Source organism: Fibrobacter sp. UWH6 (genome assembly GCF_900142465.1).
Classification (GTDB): Bacteria; Fibrobacterota; Fibrobacteria; order Fibrobacterales; family Fibrobacteraceae; genus Fibrobacter.
Genome location: NZ_FRAX01000010.1, coordinates 68,963 through 89,925 on the forward strand (window position 1 = coordinate 68,963; position 20,963 = coordinate 89,925).

Below are 20,963 nucleotides of genomic sequence, written 5' to 3' on the forward strand. Positions count from 1 at the left end.
CATTCTCGCCTGCAACAGCGAAGTAGAACACAAGGAAACAGCGGTCTTAAAACACACGGAAAGAGTTATGAAACTAGAAAACGTGGCTAACGTAAGAGAGCTGGGAGGAATCAAGACTTCCAACGGAAAGCAGGTAAAGTCAAACGTTCTTTTCCGGTCGGCCAACCTGGCTAAAGCCAGCGAAAATGACGTCAAGTTTTTGCAAGGTTTGAACCTCAAACTGATTTGCGATCTCCGCACGGAACAGGAACGCGAAAATAATCTGGACGTTGAAATTTCTGGCGCGCAGAATATATGGTTTAACGTACTGGGGGCGCTTCCCCAAAAAACATCAAGCGTCAAGCAAACCGAGGAAGGCGTTAAAATCGGGAAGGCTATGAACCCCAACACATTCAACGAAGAAGCGGCAGCACATCTCGCCGACTTCGTGCAAACGGGTGTCTTTGACAGCGTCATGGAAAACCTGTACGTAGGTCTAGTCGCCAAGGAGCACGCCCAGCAGGAATACTCAAGAATGTTCGATTCCATTCTCGCCACCCAGGGCGGCACCATTTTGTGGCACTGTTCCCAAGGCAAGGACCGCGCAGGACTGGCTTCAGTTTTCATTCTTTCGGCCCTTGGCGTAGACAGCACATCTATCATGGAAGATTTCGCAAAGTCCAACGAATCCTATCAAACCATGGTTGACGTCGCTCTCAAAGTCGCCCAGGATAAGGGACTTTCCAAGGAGCATCAAGGTGTTATCCAGGCAATGCTCGGCGTGAACCCCTCTTATATGAAACGCGCCCTGGATTATATCAACGCAAACTTCGGTTCCATGGAAGACTATATGGAGCAGAAAATCGGCCTAACCGCAGAAAAGAGAGAACTCCTTCGTTCTTTCTATCTAGAATAGAGTTCGTTGAACGCAGGAAGCTTCTGCAAAGGCAACAAGAAAGTCTCGGTGCAGTTGCTTATCGCCATACTTATCAGGCGAACCTGTTTCAAGATCTTCAGCGGAATAACCGCTGGAAATTTTTTCTAGGGTGACACGCTGCGCAGATTCATCATAGGAAAATGCTATTCGGAATGTGCGGTAGGCAAGCACCCCTGTTTTTGCATTTTCATCCAAAGTCAAACGTCGACGAGTGCCGTCAAAAACACCATCGCTAAAACCGCCTCGGCCCAACTGCACCTGAGAAAAGCTGTACAGGTCAAAGGTACTGCGTTCAGCAATCCACTCGTTCTGTTTAACAAAAAAGTCAGACGCACTCACCTGCCATTTTTCCCCATCCTGTTCGTCAACCCAGCCCGCTTTCGCGTTAGGGAACGCATCGGCCATGGGGATGTAGGGTTTAATGTCCAGCACGGGAGTTTCGTTTAGCAAATCCGCTTCATCCACGTAAAGGGTCAATCCCTCCACTTTCAGCAAGCGAACACAGCTAAGGCCAATGGAATTGGGGCGATAGGGGCTTCGGCTTGCAAAGGTTCCTACGCGGTCCTTGCCCTTGGGCGGTACAGGAGGCCTTGTCGTGGGGCGCCAACCTTCATTTTCGTGAAATTGGAAGATGACCCAGATACGTTCAAAGCCATCCAGGTCCCGCAAGGCCGTTTCAAAATTCTGACCTTTACTCAGTTCAATGCGGCCCGGATGCCCAGCGAAAAGTCGACCCTGTCGGGGAGCCTCGTACTTGTATACAGCATCGCCAAAAAATGTACCAATGGGAGTCACTTCCATGAATACAAAGTTAGAATTTCTATTATTACCTTAGTCCCTATTCCACTGGAGTTATCCAATGAAACCATCGACTTTCTTATCCAAGGTTTTGGCCACTGCCGTTTTAGCAACAGCCTCAGCATTTCTCTTTAACGCCTGCGATTCCGCAAACGCAAATGTTCGTTTTGGTTCAGGCAACAAAGGCGGTCTCTACGACACCTTCGCCACCACCTTCGCCGAAAAAATCAACGGTGCCGACAAGACTTTCAAAATCCAGCCCAAGAACACTGCTGGTTCCCACGCCAACATCCGCCTCATGGAAGAAGGTTTTATTGACCTGGGAATTGTCCAGGCAGACATCCTCAAGGATCACCTGATGAGAAGCCGCAAGGTTTCTGCAATTTCTGCGGTGGCGGGTCTTTACACCGAATCCATCCAGATTGTGGTTTCGGCCGATTCCGAAATCAGGACCGTAGCCGATTTGCAAAACCGTCACGTCTCCGTTGGCGAAGAGGAATCCGGTGTGTTGCGCAATGCAGAAATCATCCTGGAAGCCTACGGCATTACCTTTGAAAAAATCCAGAAGGAAAATCTCAATTTCAAGGACGCCGCAGCAGCACTTCGCGAAGGTCGCATTGACGCCTTCTTCTGCACCGCTGGCATTCCCACGCCCTCTATCAGCGAGCTTTCTGCAAACAAGAACATCCGCATTATTTCTCTGGATTCAGCAGACATGACCCGCATCATGAACCTGCACCCAGAACTCACCGTAAGCGAGATTCCCGCCAACACTTACGCGGGCCAGGATTCTGCGGTGCAGACTCTCGGAGCCAAGGCCGTTCTCGTGGCAAGTCAGCTTTTGGACAGCGCAACCGTCGCAAAAATCACCGAAGAAATTTTCACCGTAGGCGCTCAGCAGACTGTAGGCATTCCTGTGGGATTTCACCCCGGTGCAGCGGCCGTTTACAAGACCAAGAACATGAACGTGGAAATTGCCGCACCTCTGCCCGGCCGCGGCCCCATTCCTTCTACTGGCGACTAAGGAGACCCGATGTACAAACTTTCTTTAGACATGTATCAGACATTGGCCCTTGCCGTAGTAGTTCTTGTATTCGGCGCCAACCTGAAAAAGCAAATCAAGTTGCTGGAGAAATTCTGCATTCCCTCACCCGTTGTGGGCGGTATCGTATTCGCCTTCATTTCCTGCATTCTATACAAATTAAACATCTTGGAATTTTCCTTTGACGAGACTCTTAAATCCATCTGTATGATGGTGTTCTTTACCTCGGTAGGATTTAACGCAAACCTTAAAATCTTAAAAAGTGGAGGCATCAACTTGGTATTGCTTCTGGTTTGCGTCTGCGTCTTGATCGTATTCCAGAATTCCCTGGCAGTCGCCTTGGCCAACCTCTTGAACGTCAGCCCGTTGGTAGGACTTTCTGCTGGATCCATTTCCATGGTTGGCGGCCACGGAACAGCGGGCGCATTCGGCCCCGTTCTCGAGGACTTCGGCATGGAAGGGTCAACAACCCTCTGTACCGCAGCAGCCACATTTGGCCTTGTGGCAGGTTCCCTGATGGGCGGCCCCATTGGTAGAAAGTTGATTATCAAGCACGACTTGCTCAAAACAGTCAAATCTCAAAACCAGGCGGAACTGAAAGAGGAACAGAGCAAGTATCGCCGTTCCGCACAGCGCTATTCTACCGCCGCATTCCAGTTGGCAATCGCCATGGGCCTCGGAACATTGGTTTCCACGCTCCTTTCAAAGACCGGCATGACGTTCCCCTCTTACATTGGCGCCATGATCATCGCCGCCATCATGAGAAACATCTGCGAGTACAGCAGCAAGTACGAAGTCCATATGGGTGAAATCCGCGACGTTGGTGGCATTTGCCTTTCCCTGTTCCTGGGAATCGCCATGATTACCCTGAAGCTTTGGCAGTTGGCCTCCCTGGCATTGCCCCTGGTGATTTTGCTCTGCGCCCAGACACTGCTCATGTTCCTGTTCGCCTATTACGTGGTGTTCAACGTCATGGGTCGCGATTACGATGCCGCAGTGCTTTCGGCAGGTGTGTGCGGTTTCGGCATGGGAGCCACCCCCAACGCCATGGCCAATATGCAGGCACTGACACACCGTTACGCCCCCGCCGTGAAGCCCTACCTGCTTGTGCCCATTATCGGCAGCATGTTCGCCGACTTCATCAACAGCCTCTGCATCACCTTCTTCATCAACCAGTTCTAGGGTCGGCCTTCGGCCTTTGAGGAATGAGGTCGCTTCGCTCTGAGGTATAAGAGCTTACGATTTTCCAACCTCAAAGGGGCCTTGGGCCCCGACCTCATTACCTCACACCTCATACCATTTTCTATCTTTGCTCGCGATGAAAGATAAAGCACGTAAACTCATTGAAAAGTACGAAGAACTGGAATCCGAATTGGGCAATCCCGATGTTTTGGGCGACCAGGCTCGTTACAACAAGATTCACAAGCAATACAAGGGTATTGAAAAGGCCGTAATCAAGGCTCGCGAATACCTGCAGATGCTGAATGACCAGGCAGAATGGAAGACTGCTCTTGGCGATTCTGACCCCGAAATGGTGGCCATGGCCAAATCCGAGCTCTCTACCATCGAAAAGACCATGCCCGGCCTCATTGATGAATTGCAGATTTTGATGGTTCCCAAGGATCCTTGGGACTTCCGTAACGCAACGATTGAAATTCGCGGCGGTACCGGCGGTGACGAATCCGCCCTGTTCGCAGGCGACCTTTTCCGCATGTACCGCGCCTATTGCGAAAAGATGGGCTGGAAGCTGACCATCCAGGACCTCAGCGAAGGTACTGTTGGCGGTTATAAGGAAATCCGTGCCTATATCGAAGGCGATAGCGTTTACGGAACCTTGAAGTTTGAAAGTGGCGTACACCGCGTGCAGCGCGTCCCCGAAACCGAAACTCAGGGCCGTGTGCATACTTCCGCAGCTACCGTGGCAATCCTCCCCGAAGCTGAAGAAGTGGACGTGGAAATCCGCGAAGCAGACATCCACATGGACACCTACCGTTCCAGTGGCGCTGGCGGTCAGTACATCAACAAGACCGACTCCGCCGTCCGCTTGACCCATATTCCCACCGGCGTGGTGGTGAGCTGCCAGACCGAACGTTCCCAGCTCCAGAACCGCTTGCACGCTATGGAAATGCTCCGTTCCCGCATTCTTGACGAAGTCATCGCCAAGAAGGAACGTGAAGAAGCCGCCAGCCGTAAGGCCCTCGTGGGTACCGGCGACCGCTCTGCAAAGATCCGTACCTACAACTATCCCCAGAACCGCGTGACCGACCACCGTATCGGCCTCACCCTGTACAATCTGGATCAGGTAGTGGCAGGCGACCTGCAGGAAGTGATCAACGGCCTCCAGATGGCAAACGCCCAGGAAAAGTTGGGTAAGTTCAACGCCTAATTCGGCGAATTCCAGGGCAGGCACAAGATGGCAAACGCACCCGCAAACCAGGGCCCCATGACGGTGCTCGAAATTCTGAACCGCACCAAGGTCTTCTTCGAAAAGAAGGGCGTTCCCGACGCCTTGCTGGACGCCCAGTACATCATCAGCCATGGGCTGAAGATGAAGAGCCGCATGGACATCTACCTGAACTTCGAAAAGCCGCTGACCCCTTCCGAACTGGATGTTCTCCGCGAGATGGTAGCCCGCCGTGCCAACCGCGAACCTCTGCAGCACATCATCGGCGACACCAGTTTCCGCGGTTTCATTATCAAGTGCGACCGTCGTGCCCTGATTCCCCGCCCCGAAACAGAAAGCCTGGTAGACATGGCCCGCGAACGATTGAAAGGCGTTGAAAACCCCTTCATCGTAGAAATCGGAACCGGTTCCGGCTGCATCTCGATTTCCTGCGCCAAGGAAATCGAAAACGCCAAGGTTCTTGCCTGCGACATTTCTGAAGATGCACTTTCCCTGGCCCGCGAAAACGCCGAAGCCAATGAACTAGCCGCCCCTCAGCTGACTTTCGCCAAGGGAGACCTGCTGAACGCCGCCACCGCAGAAGCTCTGACTGCAGCCGGCCAAGATGCCAATGCCAAGATAGATTGTCTCATCGCAAACCTGCCCTACATTCCCGATTCGGAAAAGGGCAAGCTTCAGCCCGAAGTAGACAAGTTCGACCCGGAACTGGCCCTCTACGGCGGACCCGACGGACTCGACCTGGTTCGCAAGCTTCTGCAGCAGACCCAAGGCCGCCTTAATTCTGGCGCCCCCATCCTGCTGGAAATCGGAAGCGAGCAGGCAGAAGTTCTCAAGGACGAAGCCCAGAACTACCCGTGGCTGGAATTTGCAGGAATCCACAAGGATTATAACGACAACATCCGCTTTGTCAGCTACAAGGCAAAATAAATAACACCTTCAGCAAAAAAAGACAATTGATGCCGCAACATTGTTGCGGCATTTTTCATAGGCCTAAATATTAAAAACAGCCTAACGCACTCAGAACAAAGTTCTCACTTTCGCCCATGCGGTAAAAGGGCAGAAGATCGTCGTCATCGATACATACATCGGCATCCATCAGCTGGAGCTGTTCATCGATGCGACGTTTAAAAGCAACAAATCCCGAATAACGATCGCGATACTCTTCAGATTCCCACATGCTGTTTTCGGGAATCTCGACAATGCGTTTACGACTAACTTTCTTACTTACCTTTTTTTCGTTTTTCATATTCATTCCTTTAAGGCACTCACAGACGTCTAATTCAAAGTGCCTTTACGAGCAGTAAATATAAAAAATAGAGATGTCATATTATGACACCTCGTACCTTTCTAAAAAAATGAGACGTTTCAATCCCGGCGATTAATTCCCTATAACCTCGGCGTTCACCTTTGCGTGTCCTACCTTGTCCAGGCCGATTTTCTTGCCCGCAGCCACGCTCAGATCCAAAATTCTATCACCCACATAGGGGCCACGATCATTCACACGGACAACAACACTTTCGCCGTTATCGATACGAGTCACCTTCAGCACGGTGCCAAAAGGAAATTTTTTGTGCGCGCAGGTTAGATCGTTCTGGTTAAAAATTTCGCCGCTGGCCGTCTTCTTACCATGAAAACCCGGCCCATAGTAACTGGCCTCTCCCGAGATCGTCGTACCAATTTCGGTCTTTTCCTTGGAGGCATAATGTTTACCGGGAAAACGGACATACCCTCTTCGGGCGGCAATACTATCGGAACCGGCACAGCCAACAATAAAGGCAGACGAACAAACAAGCGCCAAAAGCAAACTCAATCCGCCTAAACGCATCCGCCGTTCCTATTCAAAGTCATACATACTATTGTATGTATTCTCGAGGATTTCGTCTTCCTTGCTCTTGACCTCGGCCTTCTTTTCTTCGGGCTTCTGGTTGAGCTGTTCGTAATACTGAGCCGAGAGTTTGTTGATGTGGGCCTCGCTAGTCTGAACACGCTTGCGGAGACGCTTCAAGTCATCATCAGAAATCGTCAGGCGAGAATTCAACTTCCTAGCGGCTTCCTTACCCCAGGGCGTGTCACCATGCTTATCGCGAAGGACCTTGTAAATGGCAAAGACGCTGTCAACGCGTTCCGGGTTCATTCGGAAATAGACGGCCTTCATGTACAGGGCCTGAACACCGGACTGGGTTTCGGGATACTCCTGATAAAGACTGTCAAAGGAATCAAAGGCATGGGCATAAGCAGAATCCACCAGTTCCATCTGATCCAGGGGCATTTCCGATGCGACAGTCCACAAGCTTTCTGCCACCATATATCGATCCCTGGCCAGATCTTCCTGTGTCTTGAGGGTAACACGCATACCGAGGTTTGCCTGGGCCTGCTTTCCATATTCCGTATCCGGATATTTTTCTACGATTTCCTTGTAGATTTCTTCGGCGGCATCCGGGTCATGCAAAAATTCATCGTAGATGAAGGCCTTGGCGTAAGTCGCTTTCAGGACCCTCGCGCTATCCTTGGATTCGTTAATAATGACGTCCAACCTTGCAACAGCGCTATCCGTCTCAGACAGTTTGAAAAGGAACAATTCCGCAATCTGGAATTCCGTTCCGAAGAAATTATCCACATTGGGAATGGAGTCGGCCCGGTCATCGTCATTCTGCTTGCGCATGGCCAGCAAACGTTTTAAAGCATCCCTACGTTCGCGGCTCTTCTGACCCCAATCGCTAATGGTCCTAGAAGTAAAACTGCTATCGTAATAGACAACGGCCTGCTCATAATTCAAGGTTTTGTGCTGTTCGTAATCGCCCAGGTTATAGTAGCTTCTTGCCGCATGCACGGATCTCGGATATTCGGAATTCACCTTCTGGAAAACAATGAACGCATCGGGATAACGCTGAGCCATCATGGTGATTTCGCCAATACGGACCAGATAATCCGGCTGCTTGGTTTCAAATTCAGGTTCCTTGTAGAGTGCCTTATACTCGTCAGCGGCAGGAAGGAACTGTCCAACATTCACCAGACATTCAGCACCCTGTTCTCCGGCGGTCTGACGTTCACGGGAGTTCAGCAGTTTAATCTCTTCGGCCACATAATGTTCACGAGCCTTTTCCCAATTTTCTTTCTTGAAATAAAGACCTGCTAATCTAAAATGGGCCTTGCCACGCATAAAGGGAGTACCCATGGTATCGGCAAGAACTGCTTCTAGAGAGGCGATAGCCTGGTCGGGGAATTCAGCCTGTTCATCAAGAAGCGAAAGAAGGTTCAGCCCCTGGAAGTAATAGGGATGGTCCTTGGAAGCGACAACCGGTTCCAGGGCAAAACGGCTAATATTATATTCATGATTCTTGTAGAGACAGTAGGCACGCTGGTATTCTACCGCCGGCATTGAATCGTAATCAGAGAAATAACGTTCGTACTCGTCGTACTTGGTAATGGCCTTGTCCCATTCCTGCTTATGTCTAAAAGATTCGCCAATCAGGAAGACAGCCTCTGCGGTACGCTTCTTGTTGTTGGGGAAACGTTCCAGCACGCGGGATCCCTTTTCGATCACCTTGTCATACTTCTGACGTTCTTCGGGACTGGGCCTAGATTCCTCGGCATCGGCAACACTATCCTGGCGGGCAGTGCGCATCTCTCCGGCTTCATCATAAAGACGTTCCGCATTGAACATGTGGTTCAAGTAAGCACAGCAGGTACACCCTTCAAGAAAGAAGGCGAGCAGGGCAAAAGCTATAATCTTAAACTTGAACATATCAGGTCAAAAATACAAAAAAGGCAATGGTACTCAATCGCAAATTCTAGTAGCGGTTCAAATAGGAGGCATAATCACAAAGTTTAAGACCTGGCGGCAGGGCAGACTTGTCAAAACGCACCATACGAACCTCGGCAGGTTTACCAACTACACGGGCCAGCATTTCAAAATTATCCTGCGTTTCCCATACAGCGGCATCCAAGACAAGGCCATCGCCACAATCCGTTTCGCCGGTACTGTTTCCAATACCTGAAATTCGGGAATTCTGCTTCAACAGACGCGTAAACACCTCGGGAGCAACCCCCAGGTGGTTAGAGTTTGAAGAAGAATCCACAACAACCACATGAACCTGTCGGAAATGATTCAGGGAATCAAACACAACCGTATAGGTATGCATATAGGGGGCGATGTAGAAAGATTCCTGCCAAACGTTATTTGCAACCGGGCGGAAATTGGAAATCGAATACTTCTTGAAAAATTCACGGGGAGTCGCGCCATAGCGAACAAGATAATGGCCCAACATTGAAGAGAAGTCATGGGTCGTCGCAGGGCCAGATGTTCCGCGGAGGCTGTCGATAGCACGGTTCAAGTTGGCGGCCAGACCGTCGGTCTTCGAAATGGGAGCAGGACGCGTGATACTTGCTTCCTGGATACGAAGCTGGATTTCAGGATATTCGGGATCGGCTTTCTTGATTTCCTGGAACTGCATACGAGCCAGGTCAAACTGACGACCCTTCAGATAGGCACGGCCAAGAGCCTCCCGCAAAGGCAGGTTTTCGGGATACTTTTCTACCAAGGGCAGCAGAATATCGCAGGCAATCTGGGCTCGATCCTGGGGAGACAGAGCAACACCAGTTCCAGAACCCGGAGGAGATTTTTCACCTAGAGTCGCTGCGGCGGCACGAGCCTCGGCGTAATCCGGCTGGAAGGCAAGAATGCGCTGATAGATTTTTTCGGCAGCATCAAAGTGTCCCTGGTATTCCTTCAGGTATCCCTGAAGCAGAAGAAGTTTAGCATCAACCGGGAACTGGGAAAGGGCATATTCCACAACGGCGGAGCAGCTATCCAGCAAGCCACTGTCGTGGTAAACTTCAGCCAACAGTTCATAGGCTCGGGGGGAATCTCCGTTAGAAAGGCTAATGGCGGTTTTCAGTTCGCCGGCCGCCTGGATGCTGCGGGAATTCTTAAGGAGCAATTCACCAAACCAGAGTCGAGCCTGAGTCAGGGAGGGAGCCTTTTCTGTAGCGACACGAGCCAGTTCAAGGGAAGCCGATTCGTTACCGGCCATATACACCACTCGGCTTTCCAGGTAGGCAGCCAGACCCGTTCCAGGATAACGCCCCTGCAACTTACCAGTCAACAGGGCAAGACGGTCCTTCTGATTTTCAGTCAGGGCAACCCCATTGGTCGCCATATCAAAGAGGATGTTCACCCCACCCCAGATAGCATTCAGCAAATCAGGGTAGAGAACAACAACGCCATCGTAGATGTCGTAAGCCGAAGAAAGGGCTCCGGCGCGAGAAAGTTCAGCGGCACGACGCAGTTCAGTCTGAACCTGAACAGGCAGCTTTGTTACCGAGGAGTTAAAATCGGGAGCATCGCCCAACAGAACCGCCGAACCGACAGGCAATCCGTAGGGGACGGCCGGAACAGAAACCTTAGACGGGCCGTAGATCTCGTACACGCGAAAGCCCACAAAAGCAAGAAGGGCTCCACAACACAATGTCAAAAAGAGATAGGCAGCCTTGCGGGCAGCATTATTGGAATTGGACATCTGATTCCAAGCCTCGGTTAGAGTTCCAGGAAGTCAGCCAGCTTTTCCTTATGCTCCTTGCTCTTCTGAAGGCGACGGAGCGTCTTGTTCTTGATCTGGCGGACACGTTCACGAGAGAGTTTCAGGTCTTCGCCAATATCCTTCAAGGTCGTATCTTCTACGGTATCGAGACCGTAGAACATGCGAAGAATTTCTTCTTCACGCTGAGGCAGACTAGACAAGGTTTCCTGGATGAGCTTGCGGCGTTCATCCTTTTCCATGTCCTCATCCTGGTTACCATCGGTACCCAGAACATCCATCAGGGTGCTTACAGATTCGCTAGAACTGGAAACAGTGGAACTGTCACCAATGGGAGCATCCAGAGAGATGTCCACAATCTTTTCCATGACTTCGACAATGTCTTTTTCGAAGGGGGAAAATTCTTCCATGGCGATGGTGCGATCGTAGTCGCCATCGTTCTGCATAAGGGCACGCTTGAAGCGGTTTACAAGAGCGAGCTTGTTAGGCGGAATTCGGACCGCGCCCACCTGTTCAAACAAAGCCTTCTGGATTGACTGGCGAATCCACCACACGGCGTAGCTGATGAACTTGACATCCTTGTCCATATCAAAACGCTTAGCCGCCTTGAAAAGGCCCAGATTGCCTTCGTTAATAAGATCGAGCAGAGAAAGACCACGGCCCTGGTACTTACGGGCCACACTGACCACAAAGCGAAGGTTGCCGCGAATCAGGCGCTGCAGAGCGGACTTGCGAATTTCCTCTGTAGCCCCGGTCTTGATAATCGAAAGCAGAGCCGACTCCTCCTGCGGGGTAAGAGTCGGGAAACGATTCAAGTCCCGGAAATATAGTGCTTCGTTTGCATCACTCATAAGATCACCTATCAATCCATTTTTATTCATCGCGGGCAAAAGCCCTTGAAGTTGAACAAATATGTTTTTTTATACGGATTCTGTCAATTTACCCAAGGTCAAATTACGCAATTTGTCGTACGGATAAATTCCCGAATTATGTCCATCGCTAAAAGTAAGGCTAGCCGCATAGCGTCCTACGGACTGTACCTTCAAAAGAGCGATATCAGCAGGGACAGAAGCGTCATCCAGCGTCTTTACACCCGTATGTTCATCCACACACAGGGCGCAGGGGCAGGCACAACGCAAATCACGGGCAGAGCAAGCCCCACGGGTACCATCATTCCATTCCACGCCCAGTTTTCCATCTGCAGTTCTAAAGAATTTTTTCGGTTGCAACATTTAGCACTCCTTAGACCATCTCTACCGGCAGCTGGTCAAATTCGTAGTTATAGGACTTAAGAGTTCCCTCATCTTCATGGTCAAATACAGAAATCGTACGGACCATGGCATCGGCCACCTGCATAAAGACCTTTGCCGATTCCGAATTAGGGTTACTCAACACGGCAGGAGTTCCCCCATCGCCACAATCGGCAACGGCCGGTTCCAGAGGCACCTTCCCGATCAGGGGGACACCCCACTTCTTAGCGATGGATTCACCACCACCCTGGCGGAAGATGTAGTGAGGCTTATTGCACTGGTCGCAAATAAAGTAACTCATATTTTCTACAACGCCGACCACAGGAACGCCAACATTATCGAACATGGCGATACCCTTGCGGCAGTCAGCCAGGGCCACTTCCTGGGGAGTAGTCACCACGACCGCACCAGACATGGGGCAGTTCTGGGTCAAGGTCAGCTGGATATCGCCTGTTCCCGGAGGAAAGTCCACCAGCAGGTAATCCAACTTACCCCAGCGCACATGGTGAATAAAATGCTGAATCATCTGACTTACCATAGGTCCACGCCAAATGGTAGCCTTATCGGAATCAGCGAACATACACATAGACACAATGCTTACGCCGCCCTTTGCTTCAACAGGGGCGATGGTGTTGTCGTCAAAAACTTCGGGAGCCTTGTCGATACCGAACATAAGACCCATGCTAGGGCCGTAAATGTCAGCATCAAGAATACCCACACGGGCACCGGAAAGGCTCAAGGCCATGGCCAGGTTAGCAGTCACCGTAGACTTACCCACACCGCCCTTGCCACTAGCCACGGCCACCACATGGGCCACTTCGCCAATATGGGAATCCTTAGGAGCCTGGGCAGCGGAATTACCGGCAGAGCCACCTTCCTTCGCGGTAAAGGTCACATTCACTTCGCTTGCGCCAAGAGACTTCACGATGGCAATGCACTGATCCTTGAACTGATCACGGATAGGACAAGTGGGAGTTGTCAAGCGAAGATCAAAGCTAACCTTATCGCCTTCAATCTTAAGATTCTGCACGAAATCCAGTTCCACAATATTCTTGTGAAGGTCCGGATCCTGCACGGCGCTAAGCGCCTTCAAAATGGTCTTTTCGTTTAGAGTCATATTAACCTAGCGAGAATTTCGGCATGCGCAACAAGTGAGTCATGCAAGGAGGCCATTCTTCTTCGTAATGGCTAACCAAAATAAGAGTGGTTTCTGTGGACAGGAGCTGCAACAGATGGAACAGCTTTTCGCGATATTCACCCTTCAACCCCTGGGAAGGTTCATCTAACAGAAGAACCTCGGGAGGGCGAATTGCGGCACGAGCCATGAGCACCAGACGCTTGTCGATGGGCGACAGGGAACGGATATTCTGGTTCACGTCTTCAAATCCCAGATAAGTCAACCATTCACGAGCTTTCGCCTTTTCTTCCCAAGTGGGATTGGCGGCGCGACAAAGGTTAGGGGTAAAGCCGGTGCAGAGCACCTCCAGGAGCGTCAAATCTTCACGGTACTGCAAGGCCAGTTCAGGAGAGAAAAATCCCAGTTTGGCCTTGTGGTCCCAAATGTTGAGACCATGGCCCGGGCGTTCCCCCAACAGTGTAATGTCATTATTGTAAATCTGGGGATGGTCCGCAGTAAGCATGCCCAGCAACGTACTCTTGCCGGCACCATTCTCGCCCATCACGGCCCAGTGTTCACCCTTGCGAACAGTCCAGTTCAAATTCTTCAGGACATCGGTTTCACCAAAGCGGACATTGATATTTTTCAAGTCGAAGAGAATTTCAGCATCCTCGGACTTGGAGTCTGAAGCTTCGGACCTCAATTCCACGATTTCATAATCTTTCAGTTCTGCCTTGGTATACTTGGGCTTCGCCGCTTCCTTGGGCAATTCACCCTCGTACTGCACAAAAGTCTTGTCGGCATAAACAAAGGCGGGAATTTCCGGGAGCAGTTCGTCTTCTCGAGCAAGACGGACAGCGATTTTCAAGCCGGTGCCGCGACTACGGGCAAGTTCTGCCACACAGCCTGCCAGATGGGCGCGATACTCAGGATCCAGCCCGCCAAACAGATCGTTGAAGTAAATCCACTCCGGATTTTCCATCCACATGCGAGCCAGCAAGACTCGACGCAGTTCCCCGTTAGAAAGGCTCAGAAGCTTTCTATCCAGAATACCTTCTGCAAGGTCCGCAATTTTTAACGCTTCATCAAGTTTTTCGGGATCCGTTTCTGGCCAGGCCATGTCCTCGATATAGCGATCCGTCTGCAAGAAGAACTTCTTGTTCAAAAGCAGATTACGCACCAACAGAGCCTCATCATCATGGAGGCTAATAAAGCGCTGCTGAAAGAACGGGGCAAGAGCCTGTTGAATCTTTCGCTGAATAGTTTCCGACATAGTGGAAACCTTTTCTCGCTGACTCAAAAAATGAGTAATGACCCGGTCAAGATCAGCACCTTCGGTACTAAAAATCTGCACCTGCGGGAACTTCTCTATCAAGGCTTCAAAACGTTTGAATTCCATGAGGCCAAAGATAGTATTTAATGGATAAATCGGCCGAAACGGCTCTAGCAAACACGAAGTGTGACGGCCGTCGCACAAAAACAAGATTAAGCGTGATTTAAATCAGACAGCACCTGATTTTTTATTCCAAGACAAAACATCCGTTTCGCACTTTTTTCTCCTCTATTTTCAAGGCAAGCGTATTTTATTAATTGGGAAATTTTAATTCGCTTTTGCGGAGGTTTTTATGAAAAAGTCAGTAGCATTCGTTGCATGTTCGGCATTCCTGCTGGGAGGCTGTCTTGAAGCAGGTACAGAAGCCGTAACATCAGAAACTGGAGCAACTAGCGAAACTGTTTCTGCAGAAATCTCCGGATCTATTGAAGTATCTGGATCAGCCAGCGTTTCTACCACTGCACCTTCGTTGCGTGCAATGGTTCAGTCCATTTATGGACTGGGCCCCTGCAACACAAGCAACGAGGGAGACGCCACCTACGTCATTGACGAAGAAGCCTACTTCCAGTGCACAGGAGGACTGTGGTCGGAACAGAAGCAAGCAACCTCCGTCGGAAATACATGTACCATTTCCGGAAACGGCAACAACAACGTAGTGTTCTGCGGTAATGCCACCATTGGCACTCTGGTCATTGGAGGAAACAGCGCATTGGACACTTCCGTCGCAGCAATTGTCGGTAAAGACGGCAAGGACGGTGTCGATGGTAAAGACGGCGTCGACGGCAAGGACGGCGTTGACGGTAAGGATGGAACATCCTGCACTGTTGCAATTCTTGCAGACAACTCCGGCTATAAAATCCTCTGCGGTGGTGATTCCGTCGGAGTCCTGCTCCACGGTCTAAACGGCGTCGATGGAAAGGACGGCCGCGATGGTGTTGACGGCAAGGACGGTATCGATGGTAAGGACGGCCGCGATGGCGTTGACGGCAAGGATGGCATCGATGGCAAGGATGGCCGCGATGGCGTTGACGGCAAGGATGGCATCGATGGTAAGGATGGCCGCGATGGCGTTGACGGCAAGGATGGTATCGATGGTAAGGATGGCCGCGATGGCGTTGACGGCAAGGATGGCATCGATGGTAAGGATGGCCGCGATGGCGTTGACGGCAAGGATGGCATCGATGGTAAGGACGGCCGCGATGGCGTTGACGGCAAGGATGGTATCGATGGTAAGGACGGCCGCGACGGCGTCGATGGCAAGGACGGCAAAGACTGCAACTGCTGTGACACTGTCGAAATCACCAAGAAGACTTGGGCCAATCTGAACCCCGACATTGACTACTGTCAGTTCCAGGACACCCGCGATGGACAGTGGTACAAGTGCGTTGTCATCGGCAATCAGACCTGGATGGCTGAAAACCTGAACTACGCCGGTACCGCCAGCAAGAGCTGGTGCTATAAGAACCAGGAAGCCAACTGCGATATCTACGGAAGACTGTATTCATGGGCCGCAGCAGCCGACGTTTCTGAAAGCTACAACAGAAGCAGCGCAAGAATCTCCAAAAAACACCAGGGTGCATGCCCCATTGGCTGGCATCTCCCCACAAATTCCGAATGGGACTCTCTCGCTTACGTCGTCAGCAAGAAGAACAGCTATATCGGCAAGGCTCTCCTTGCAAAGACATACGGCGGCACTGATGATTTAGGCTTCTCCGCCATGCTGGCAGGAAACTGGAAAACCGACCTCATCGACCGTTCCGATTACTTCGACAACGTTGATTGGGTCGCAGACTTCTGGAGCGCTACTGAATCTTCTGACTCTGCAATTCGCAGAAACATCGGCTATTACGACAACACCAGTCTCAATACCGAATACGAAGAAAAGTATGAATGGGGCTACTCCGTTCGCTGCGTCAAGGACTAACCATTCTATCATAGAAACAAAAAACGCTCTGGCACATCACAGCCAGGGCGTTTTTTATTAGGCTTTTTTAGACCTTTTCTAGAACTGGGTGAAGAATTCCCAAGTTGTTTCGGGAACCCAGGATTTTGTCGATCCCGGATCCTTATGATCCCAGATGTGCCCGCCGTTCTGAGTACACCACTTTACCGGGAAGCGTTCATCCACAGTCTTGTAGTCATAGCAGAGATGAGGACCAGAGCCCTTGTATTCTTCGGCCTGTTCGCCACTAGCATCCGTAAAGTTAGGTCCATTGTGCTTTAAGGCTGTATTACGGGCTGCACGACCAAGGTCCGGACGGCACAGGTCGTCCTGCAGGCCAAGCACACCCATCCAGGCGATGGACTTGCCGGAATGAGGCGGAACATAGATGTTGATTTCAGCCGTTTCGTAAGCTGCTACACCACGAAGCACATGCTGGTGATTACGGGAAAGCCCATTAGTAAACATGGAACCATAGCTAAATCCTGCAGAGAATACGCGGGAAGAGTCAATGCAGAGATTTCCCTGAAGATCTGCCAGAAGTTCATCAAACAGAGTGTAGTCATCTTGTGCCCAGGGAGCCTGATTGCCGTTTCCTTCGGGAGCCACAAAGATGGTAGTCTTTTCGGTGTCCAGAGGTTTCATGCCATAGTAGCCTTCTTGCTGGACGCCACCAGCCCAACCACCCATGCAGTGCATACCGAAAACAAGGCGATAAGGTTTGGTATTATCGTAGTTGTCAGGGATATCGATTCTGATGGTACGCTTGCCCTTGCTCCACTGGAATTCATAGCTGCCCGACTTTACGCGGCTCCAGGTTTTGCCACAACCACGAGTAGGCACGGGTGCGTTCCCCTTGGCCCATCCAAAGTCATAAACTTCCTCTGCACCCACGGCCTTTTCCAGGGTCAGATCCAAGTTGGTATCGAGATTCGCGAGAGCTACTTTAAGTGTATCAAAACCGTCTGCGGTAACCTGTAGAGTTCCCCCCTCCCCTTCCTTTTTCAGGGTATTTACAGGAGCCACTCCATAAGATGAACCATAGGAACCTCGGGCCGTAAACTTCACACCTTGCAAGGCGTTCCCCATCTTCACTCGGGCATAGTACGTTCCTTCGCTCTTTACAAAGCTACGCATATCAACGGAACCCGAGCCGTTCAATTCCTGATTCACAACTCTAAAACCCATGGCATCAAAAACCTGTACCTGCACAGGAGCCGATGCAGCCTGAGAATAAGAAAGTATTCCGTTATCGACTCTTACGAAGCCAGGATTCACAACAGGCTTAATCGCCGTAGTATTAATCGGCGTATCGCGAATGGTAAAGGAGCCCACCCCGTCCGAAACAGCAGAATACTCTGTGCCGATCAAAGATAGTTCAGCCCCCTTCACCGCCTTTCCCTTGGCATCATGAACGGAACCTGTCAAAACAAAGGCATTTGCCGAAGATACAGACAGCGCTGTGGCCAAACCCAAAGCCAGAACATTCCTGTTTTTCATCTCATTTTTCCTTTTTTTGATAAAAACCACAAGGTAAATTTACCCTTATTTACGATAAACGGCTTATGAACAAAGTGGATTTCCGTGGACGATATATCCATACACAACCGGCATAGACTTTTCTATTTTAGGGGACAATGAATAAGATCCTGCAAAAAGCGATTCTAGGGGCAGAAAACCCGACAAATAATGATTTCCGCCTGACCCCTGCGGAAGGGCTGGAACTCCTGACAGAAACACCCTGGACACAGGTGGTAGAAGCCGCCAACACGGTACGTCAAAAACGCCTTCCCGGCAACCGTGTGGGCTACACCGCATTCCGCATCGTGAACTACACCAACGTATGCGAAGTGACCTGCAGTTTCTGCAGTTTTTGCAGGCCCTACAAGAGCCCCGAAGCCTATGTATTGACTCTCGACGAAATCCGTCAGAAGACCATCGAGGCCAAGGCCAAGGGCGCCGACCACATCTTTTTGCAGGGCGGAGTCAACAAGGAAATCCCCCTGTCCTATTACACCGACGTACTGAAAATGCTGACCCAGGAAATGGGAGTACGAGTCCGCGGATTTTCGCCCGTAGAACTCAAGCGCATGGCCGAGTTCAACAACATGCCTCTCGAAAGTCTGCTGGACATTCTTAAGGATGCAGGTCTTAGTTCTGTTCCGGGTGCAGGCGCAGAAATTCTCAGCGACCGCATGCGTCAAATGCTCAGCCCCAAGAAACTGCAAGCACAGGAATGGTGCGACGTTCTGGCAGCCTGCCACAAGAAGGGTCTCCCCGGCAGCGCCAATATCGTATTCGGCAGTGTCGAAACCCCCGAAGAGATTATCGAGCACCTGGAGTACGTCCGAAAGACCCAGGACCAGGCAGTCACCGCAAACGTCGCCGGATTTAACAGTTTCGTCGTATGGACTTTCCAACCCCAGACAGACAAGTTCCCCATCCGCCATGTTCGCGGAGACGAATACCTAAAGCTTCTGGCCCTCAGCCGCCTCTACCTGGATAACATCCCCCATATCGAAGTTTCTTTGCTGGGGATGGGACTTTCGCTGGGTGAATTGGGACTGCACGCCGGTGCCGACGACATCAACAGCATTGTCATCGAAGAAAACGTCCTTACCAACCACGGATTGACCAGCATCGAAGCCGCAGAAGACTTTATCCGTAAGGCAGGATTCACTCCTTACCGCCGCAGTCTGAATTTCGACTGATATCTTCGTTTTCTGTTCACGAAATCCAGCCGTTTTATACATCTCGCAACCTAAAATTTGGTATTTTTAGGCCATGAAAAAATTGACGCTAGCATGTATGGCCCTTACAGCCATGGCTTTTGCCCGCCCGTCCCTCCAATTTGACAGGGACCGTATTGAGGCTGGCAACACTTTTGGAATTCAGCTTGTGTTCCCCCTGCAGGATTTGCCCGACAACCGAAGCGACCTGCATTTTGAAGCCCAGAATGGATTCAACCTTGTAAAGTTGGACAGTGCCGACCAGGTCATGCGTCCAGAAATGGACCCCTTTGAATCCTTCTTTGGCGGTGGCGGCCGAGCCCGCAGCTACAAGGCACGCGTCTACACCTTTACCTTGAAGGCCCCAAAGAAAACCGGACGGATCAGCGCCGGTGGCATCTTCATGAACATCGATGGCCAGAAACATGGCATCACAGGCGATATTCCAGTCAACATTCAGCGGGCCTTTACCGACGATGCCCTTGCCGTTAGCCTGACCCCCAGCAAGAAATCCGTTTACGAAGGCGAACAGTTCTCTGTTACGTTGGGTTTCCACACCTACGAACATTTCCAGGGGAACCTGCAGGCCACCGACATGAGCACCGGTAACGACTTTATCGTCCACCGCAGTGATCTCGCCAACATGAAATTCGAACCGGTTGAAAACGCCCGCCGAGAACTTCAGGCCAGCGCCAAGTTTGCATGGCTCAGCCCCACCAAGAGCGGCAACTTGCAAATTCCGGCATTCAAGTTCAAATACACCAAGCTGGGTGAACCCAAGGTCGTCGAAGAAAAGAAACAGATGGGCGGCATGTCCTTCTCGAGCAGAAGCGTCAAGCAGGAATCGATCGAGGCCGAAGCCACCTCCCCCACCGTCAACATAACCGTTAAGCCCCTCCCCACCGAAGGCAAGCCCGAAAACTTTAGCGGTATGGTAGGCAACTACAGCTTTAGCGCAGACTTTGACCGCACCAACCTCAAGGTGGGCGAAGCCATGACCCTGTCCATCAACATCAAGGGTGACGGCCTTCCCGGATCCATTACCGATCCCAAGCTTCCCGACTTTAGCGATTTCCGCTCGGTGCCTCCCGAAAATGACATCTCCAAGAAAATCGTCGGAAACAAGGTGGTCACCAGCAAGAGCATAAAAGTCTTCCTTTACCCCAAGAAGAAGGGCGAATTCACCATCCCCGAAATCAAGTACAGCTGGTTCAATCCAAGCAAGAAGAAATACGAAACCGCAGTGGCTGGCCCCTGGAATATCGAAGTAGAAAAGGGCGACGCTTCTGCAGAAGCCATGTTCCAGGCACCTGTAGCCAACGTATCGAACGGTCCCGCCCCAGTTCAGAAGAAAGAGATCGAGGCACTGGGCAGCGACATCCGTTTCATTCATAAAATTAGCGGTACCGCTTCGAGTCAAGCCCCTTACAAGAACGTCCTCTACTGGATTCTCTTTGCAACGGCCCTTCCCTTCTACTTCATTGTCACCTTGGCCATCAAGCGTAAGCGCAAACTCAGCAGCAACCAGGCCCTGGTTCGCAAGGGCAAGGCTAGCAAGCAGCTGAAGGCCCGCTTTGCCAACGCCAATGCCGCACTGCAAAAGGGCGACGCCAAGGCTCTCTACGCCGCTCTAGAAAACGGTCTGGTAGATTACCTTAGCGACTTGACCAACGCAGAATTCAGGGGCATGACCCGTCCCCAGATGAAGCAGGAACTGGAAAGCCGCGGCGTCTCTGCCGAAACCATTTCCGCCATTGACAGTTGGCTTGAAAAATGCGCCTTCGCACGTTTCGCCCCGGTCAGTCCCTCCGCCGAAGAACAGAAGAAAATGCTCGCGGACGTGGAAAAACTTTGCGAAAGTCTGAACGGGCTGAAGTAAGGCCAAAAGAGGTTTT

General features: G+C 51.1%; 18 protein-coding genes. 8 read left to right on the forward strand and 10 right to left on the reverse strand.

Going from position 1 to position 20,963, the window contains the following annotated elements:
• Nucleotides 1-67 precede the first annotated feature (67 nt).
• Entirely contained in the window at nucleotides 68-895 is an 828-nt protein-coding gene (locus BUB73_RS09805) for a tyrosine-protein phosphatase (RefSeq protein WP_175547649.1), read from the forward strand.
• Here BUB73_RS09805 and tsaA read toward each other — a convergent pair.
• Nucleotides 887-1,717: a tRNA (N6-threonylcarbamoyladenosine(37)-N6)-methyltransferase TrmO gene (tsaA, locus tag BUB73_RS09810; RefSeq protein WP_249269385.1), complete on the reverse strand. Its 831-nt coding sequence runs from the start codon at nucleotides 1,715-1,717 to the stop codon at nucleotides 887-889. The two genes, BUB73_RS09805 and tsaA, sit on opposite strands and share 9 nt — an antisense overlap.
• A 58-nt stretch (nucleotides 1,718-1,775) precedes the next feature.
• On the opposite strand from tsaA, the gene BUB73_RS09815 reads away from it, so the two are divergent.
• The 4 genes from BUB73_RS09815 to prmC all read left to right on the forward strand — a co-directional run bounded on the left by BUB73_RS09815 (nucleotide 1,776) and on the right by prmC (nucleotide 6,087).
• The gene (locus BUB73_RS09815; protein WP_073285364.1) at nucleotides 1,776-2,738 is read left to right on the forward strand and encodes a TAXI family TRAP transporter solute-binding subunit; all 963 of its coding nucleotides are present in this window, start codon (nucleotides 1,776-1,778) and stop codon (nucleotides 2,736-2,738) included.
• A 9-nt stretch (nucleotides 2,739-2,747) separates the two neighbouring features.
• Nucleotides 2,748-3,938: a sodium/glutamate symporter gene (gltS, locus tag BUB73_RS09820; protein WP_073285367.1), complete on the forward strand. Its 1,191-nt coding sequence runs from the start codon at nucleotides 2,748-2,750 to the stop codon at nucleotides 3,936-3,938.
• Nucleotides 3,939-4,074: 136 nt separating this feature from the next.
• The gene (gene prfA, locus BUB73_RS09825) at nucleotides 4,075-5,142 is read left to right on the forward strand and encodes a peptide chain release factor 1 (RefSeq protein ID WP_073158814.1); all 1,068 of its coding nucleotides are present in this window, start codon (nucleotides 4,075-4,077) and stop codon (nucleotides 5,140-5,142) included.
• Nucleotides 5,143-5,169: 27 nt separating this feature from the next.
• Entirely contained in the window at nucleotides 5,170-6,087 is a 918-nt protein-coding gene (gene prmC, locus BUB73_RS09830) for a peptide chain release factor N(5)-glutamine methyltransferase (protein ID WP_073285370.1), read from the forward strand.
• A 70-nt stretch (nucleotides 6,088-6,157) separates the two neighbouring features.
• On the opposite strand, the gene BUB73_RS09835 is transcribed toward prmC, so the two are convergent.
• The 8 genes from BUB73_RS09835 to BUB73_RS09870 all read right to left on the reverse strand — a co-directional run bounded on the left by BUB73_RS09835 (nucleotide 6,158) and on the right by BUB73_RS09870 (nucleotide 14,463).
• Nucleotides 6,158-6,406, reverse strand: coding sequence for an RNA-binding protein (locus tag BUB73_RS09835; RefSeq protein ID WP_073158810.1), 249 nt, complete (start codon nucleotides 6,404-6,406; stop codon nucleotides 6,158-6,160).
• A gap of 132 nt (nucleotides 6,407-6,538) precedes the next feature.
• Nucleotides 6,539-6,985 carry a septal ring lytic transglycosylase RlpA family protein gene (locus BUB73_RS09840; RefSeq protein WP_073285373.1) on the reverse strand — a complete coding sequence of 149 codons (447 nt, stop codon included), beginning with the start codon at nucleotides 6,983-6,985 and terminating at the stop codon, nucleotides 6,539-6,541.
• Between the two features lie 9 nt (nucleotides 6,986-6,994).
• The gene (locus tag BUB73_RS09845; protein WP_073158806.1) at nucleotides 6,995-8,905 is read right to left on the reverse strand and encodes a tetratricopeptide repeat protein; all 1,911 of its coding nucleotides are present in this window, start codon (nucleotides 8,903-8,905) and stop codon (nucleotides 6,995-6,997) included.
• A gap of 46 nt (nucleotides 8,906-8,951) precedes the next feature.
• Nucleotides 8,952-10,679, reverse strand: a complete 1,728-nt coding sequence (locus BUB73_RS09850; protein ID WP_073285382.1) for a tetratricopeptide repeat protein — start codon at nucleotides 10,677-10,679, stop codon at nucleotides 8,952-8,954.
• A 17-nt stretch (nucleotides 10,680-10,696) separates the two neighbouring features.
• Nucleotides 10,697-11,548, reverse strand: coding sequence for a sigma-70 family RNA polymerase sigma factor (locus BUB73_RS09855; RefSeq protein ID WP_083538097.1), 852 nt, complete (start codon nucleotides 11,546-11,548; stop codon nucleotides 10,697-10,699).
• A 69-nt stretch (nucleotides 11,549-11,617) separates the two neighbouring features.
• Nucleotides 11,618-11,929 carry a DUF971 domain-containing protein gene (locus BUB73_RS09860; protein WP_073158799.1) on the reverse strand — a complete coding sequence of 104 codons (312 nt, stop codon included), beginning with the start codon at nucleotides 11,927-11,929 and terminating at the stop codon, nucleotides 11,618-11,620.
• Between the two features lie 10 nt (nucleotides 11,930-11,939).
• Nucleotides 11,940-13,064, reverse strand: a complete 1,125-nt coding sequence (locus tag BUB73_RS09865) for an Mrp/NBP35 family ATP-binding protein (protein ID WP_073285385.1) — start codon at nucleotides 13,062-13,064, stop codon at nucleotides 11,940-11,942.
• A gap of 1 nt (nucleotide 13,065) precedes the next feature.
• Nucleotides 13,066-14,463 (reverse strand): ATP-binding cassette domain-containing protein, encoded by a 1,398-nt coding sequence (locus tag BUB73_RS09870; RefSeq protein WP_073158794.1) that lies wholly within the window; start codon nucleotides 14,461-14,463, stop codon nucleotides 13,066-13,068.
• Nucleotides 14,464-14,689: 226 nt separating this feature from the next.
• On the opposite strand from BUB73_RS09870, the gene BUB73_RS17280 reads away from it, so the two are divergent.
• Nucleotides 14,690-16,321, forward strand: coding sequence for an FISUMP domain-containing protein (locus BUB73_RS17280; RefSeq protein ID WP_175552204.1), 1,632 nt, complete (start codon nucleotides 14,690-14,692; stop codon nucleotides 16,319-16,321).
• Nucleotides 16,322-16,399: 78 nt separating this feature from the next.
• Here the strand turns inward: BUB73_RS17280 and BUB73_RS09885 are convergent, their stop codons facing one another.
• Nucleotides 16,400-17,839 carry an esterase gene (locus tag BUB73_RS09885; protein WP_073285388.1) on the reverse strand — a complete coding sequence of 480 codons (1,440 nt, stop codon included), beginning with the start codon at nucleotides 17,837-17,839 and terminating at the stop codon, nucleotides 16,400-16,402.
• Nucleotides 17,840-17,976: 137 nt separating this feature from the next.
• Here BUB73_RS09885 and BUB73_RS09890 point away from each other — a divergent pair, with 137 nt between their 5' ends.
• Both BUB73_RS09890 and BUB73_RS09895 read left to right on the forward strand, forming a co-directional pair.
• Entirely contained in the window at nucleotides 17,977-19,050 is a 1,074-nt protein-coding gene (locus tag BUB73_RS09890; protein WP_073234466.1) for a CofH family radical SAM protein, read from the forward strand.
• Nucleotides 19,051-19,123: 73 nt separating this feature from the next.
• On the forward strand, nucleotides 19,124-20,947 hold the full coding sequence (locus tag BUB73_RS09895) for a BatD family protein (RefSeq protein WP_073285391.1): 1,824 nt from the start codon (nucleotides 19,124-19,126) through the stop codon (nucleotides 20,945-20,947).
• The last annotated feature ends 16 nt before the right edge of the window (nucleotides 20,948-20,963 follow it).

Coding starts and splice junctions, on each gene's coding strand:
- BUB73_RS09815 (WP_073285364.1), top strand. CDS start 1,776: ATGAAACCATCGACTTTCTTATCCAAGGTTTTGGCCACTGCCGTTTTA.
- gltS (WP_073285367.1), top strand. CDS start 2,748: ATGTACAAACTTTCTTTAGACATGTATCAGACATTGGCCCTTGCCGTA.
- BUB73_RS09805 (WP_175547649.1), top strand. CDS start 68: ATGAAACTAGAAAACGTGGCTAACGTAAGAGAGCTGGGAGGAATCAAG.
- tsaA (WP_249269385.1), bottom strand. CDS start 1,717: ATGGAAGTGACTCCCATTGGTACATTTTTTGGCGATGCTGTATACAAG.
- BUB73_RS09850 (WP_073285382.1), bottom strand. CDS start 10,679: ATGTCCAATTCCAATAATGCTGCCCGCAAGGCTGCCTATCTCTTTTTG.
- BUB73_RS09865 (WP_073285385.1), bottom strand. CDS start 13,064: ATGACTCTAAACGAAAAGACCATTTTGAAGGCGCTTAGCGCCGTGCAG.
- prmC (WP_073285370.1), top strand. CDS start 5,170: ATGGCAAACGCACCCGCAAACCAGGGCCCCATGACGGTGCTCGAAATT.
- BUB73_RS09895 (WP_073285391.1), top strand. CDS start 19,124: ATGAAAAAATTGACGCTAGCATGTATGGCCCTTACAGCCATGGCTTTT.
- BUB73_RS09860 (WP_073158799.1), bottom strand. CDS start 11,929: ATGTTGCAACCGAAAAAATTCTTTAGAACTGCAGATGGAAAACTGGGC.
- BUB73_RS09855 (WP_083538097.1), bottom strand. CDS start 11,548: ATGAGTGATGCAAACGAAGCACTATATTTCCGGGACTTGAATCGTTTC.
- BUB73_RS09845 (WP_073158806.1), bottom strand. CDS start 8,905: ATGTTCAAGTTTAAGATTATAGCTTTTGCCCTGCTCGCCTTCTTTCTT.
- BUB73_RS09835 (WP_073158810.1), bottom strand. CDS start 6,406: ATGAAAAACGAAAAAAAGGTAAGTAAGAAAGTTAGTCGTAAACGCATT.
- prfA (WP_073158814.1), top strand. CDS start 4,075: ATGAAAGATAAAGCACGTAAACTCATTGAAAAGTACGAAGAACTGGAA.
- BUB73_RS09885 (WP_073285388.1), bottom strand. CDS start 17,839: ATGAAAAACAGGAATGTTCTGGCTTTGGGTTTGGCCACAGCGCTGTCT.
- BUB73_RS09890 (WP_073234466.1), top strand. CDS start 17,977: ATGAATAAGATCCTGCAAAAAGCGATTCTAGGGGCAGAAAACCCGACA.
- BUB73_RS17280 (WP_175552204.1), top strand. CDS start 14,690: ATGAAAAAGTCAGTAGCATTCGTTGCATGTTCGGCATTCCTGCTGGGA.
- BUB73_RS09840 (WP_073285373.1), bottom strand. CDS start 6,985: ATGCGTTTAGGCGGATTGAGTTTGCTTTTGGCGCTTGTTTGTTCGTCT.
- BUB73_RS09870 (WP_073158794.1), bottom strand. CDS start 14,463: ATGGAATTCAAACGTTTTGAAGCCTTGATAGAGAAGTTCCCGCAGGTG.